Origin of the sequence: Nocardia sp. NPDC005978, from assembly GCF_040614455.1 — a bacterium.
GTDB lineage: Bacteria > Actinomycetota > Actinomycetes > Mycobacteriales > Mycobacteriaceae > Nocardia.
The window spans coordinates 1-2181 of sequence record NZ_JBEXUS010000233.1; the positions used below are offsets into that span (position 1 = coordinate 1).

The following is a 2181-nucleotide window of genomic DNA, read 5'->3' on the forward strand; positions in this document are numbered from 1 at the left end:
CCGGCCCTTACTCCCCCCCCCCCGGCCGCTGTTCGATGATCCCGCTACGGAATTCGCTGCCGCAGCACCAGTCCGACGGCCGCGCCCGCCGCGACGAGCAAGCCCGCCAACAACATCCACGGCCGCGACGCGTCACCCCGGGTGGTCTCGAAGCCGATCTGCTCCTCCAGGGTGTCGTACACCTGGTTCAGCTCCTCGAGACTCGACGCGGTGTAGAACTCACCGCCCGAGAGCCTGGCGATCTCGCGCAGGGAATCGTCGTCGACCGGCACCTTGACCCGCTGTGAGCCCTTGCCGTCCTGATCCGGGATCTCCACCGTGCCCCAGCTGGTGCCGAAGGAAATGGTGGAGACCGGAATCCCCTTCTCCTTGGCCAGTCGCGCGGCGGTGAACCCGTGCCGCGGATTGTCCACGTCGTCGTCGGCCGGCACGGTCTGCTTGCCGTCCGACATCAGCACCACGCGCGCGGGCGGCGGGGTCTCCGCGCCGCCGAGCACCGAGGCCAGGGTGTCGATCGATTGCAGTGCGGTCAGAATGCCCTCACCGGTCGCGGTGCGCTCGGCCAGCTTGATCGAATCGATGGCGGCCTTGACCGCCTGCCGGTTCGTCGTCGGCGACATCTGCACCGAGGCGGTGCCCGCGAAGGTGACCAGGCCCAGGTTGATGCCCGGTGTCAGGCCGTCGGCGAACTCCTTCGCCGCCTCCTGGGCCACCTGCAGGCGGCTGGGCGGTACGTCGGTCGCCTCCATGGACAGCGAAACGTCCAGTACCAGCACCACGGTGGCGCGGTTGCGGGGCACCTTCTTGATCTCGGTGGGCCCGGCCGCGCCGATGGTGAAGGCGACCAGCCCGACCAGCAGCAGCGCCATCGGGATATGGCGCTGGGGACCGGGCCGCGTGGGCGCGACCTTCTCCAGCTGCTCCATATTGCTGAAGCGCAGCACGTGCTTGTACCGCGAACGCTGCACCAGCACGTAGCCCAGCGCGAGCGCCGCGACCACCGCCAGGAACAGGAACCAGATATAGGAAGTGAATCCGGAAATACTCACTGTCGCGGCACCAGCCGGGAAGTCGAGGCGCCGAAGGTATGGCGCCGGGTGGACACGAATCGAACCACGTCCGCGATCCAGTCGCGGTCGGTGCGCAGGCTCATCACCGGCGCGCCACAGCTGCGCAGCGACGCCTCCACCTGCACCCGATGCCGTTCGGCGGCGCGTGCGAAATCCGCACGCAGCGTGGGTGTCACGCTGAACTCGCGGGTGCGCCCGGTCTCGGGGTCGTGCAGCACCACATCGCCGATGTCGGGGAGTTCGAGATCGCGCGGATCCAGCACCTCGACCGCGAGCAGATCGTGACGGCCGGAGATGGCGCGCAGCGATCGCTGCCAGTCCACCTCGCCCAGGAAATCGGAGATGACCACGGCCAGACCGCGTTTGCGCTGCGGACGGCGCAGCGACTCGATGGCCCCGGCCAGATCACCGCGCACCCCGTCGGGGGCGTGCGGGGTGGTGGCGATCTTGCGCAGCATGGTCTGCGCGTGCACCCGGCCGCTGCGGGCCGGAATGCGGATCAGCTGTTCGCCGTTGGCGACGACGGCGCCGATGCGATTGCCGCCGCCGCTGGTCAGATGCGTGACCGCGGCGGCCGCGGCCACCGCGAGATCGCGCTTCTGACAGGCGGCGGTGCCGAAGTCCAGGCTGGCGGACAGGTCCACCACCAGCCAGGTCTCGAGTTCACGATCGGCGATCGACTGGCGCACGTGCGCGTGCGTGGTGCGGGCGGTGACCGACCAATCCATCTGGCGCACATCGTCGCCCGGCTGGTACATCCGCGCGTCACCGGCGTCGGAGCCCGGCCCCGGGATCAGGCCCAGGTGATCACCGTGCAGGACGCCGTCCAGACGCCGGCGCACGGTGAGCTCGAGGGTCTTGAGCGCGGCCGACAGGTGCGGGTCGGTCAGCTCGCCCGACCGGAACGACGGCGGGGCGTGCGGGGAACCGCTGGGAGATGAGTTCGTCACGGGCGCAACCGGATCCGAGGCCCGCCTCACTTAGGCTGGGGCTGGCCGGGGACCTGGGGCACTTGACCGTTGGGCGGCTGCGGAATGCTCTGCTGCGGCGGCTGCGGAATGCCCTGCGGCGCACCGCCGTGCGGCCCGGCCGGAGCGGCGGGCGCGGACGG

At 70.3% G+C, this 2181-nt stretch carries 2 protein-coding genes; both read right to left on the reverse strand.

Going from position 1 to position 2181, the window contains the following annotated elements; all coding sequences use genetic code 11:
• Positions 1 to 44: 44 nt before the first annotated feature.
• A complete protein-coding gene (locus tag ABZ319_RS40325) occupies positions 45 to 1049 on the reverse strand; it encodes a VWA domain-containing protein (RefSeq protein ID WP_354991867.1) in 1005 nt (334 codons plus the stop codon).
• The gene (locus ABZ319_RS40330; protein ID WP_354991868.1) at positions 1046 to 2020 is read right to left on the reverse strand and encodes a DUF58 domain-containing protein; all 975 of its coding nucleotides are present in this window, start codon (positions 2018 to 2020) and stop codon (positions 1046 to 1048) included. The genes ABZ319_RS40325 and ABZ319_RS40330 overlap by 4 nt, the downstream gene beginning before the upstream one ends.
• Positions 2021 to 2181 lie beyond the last annotated feature (161 nt).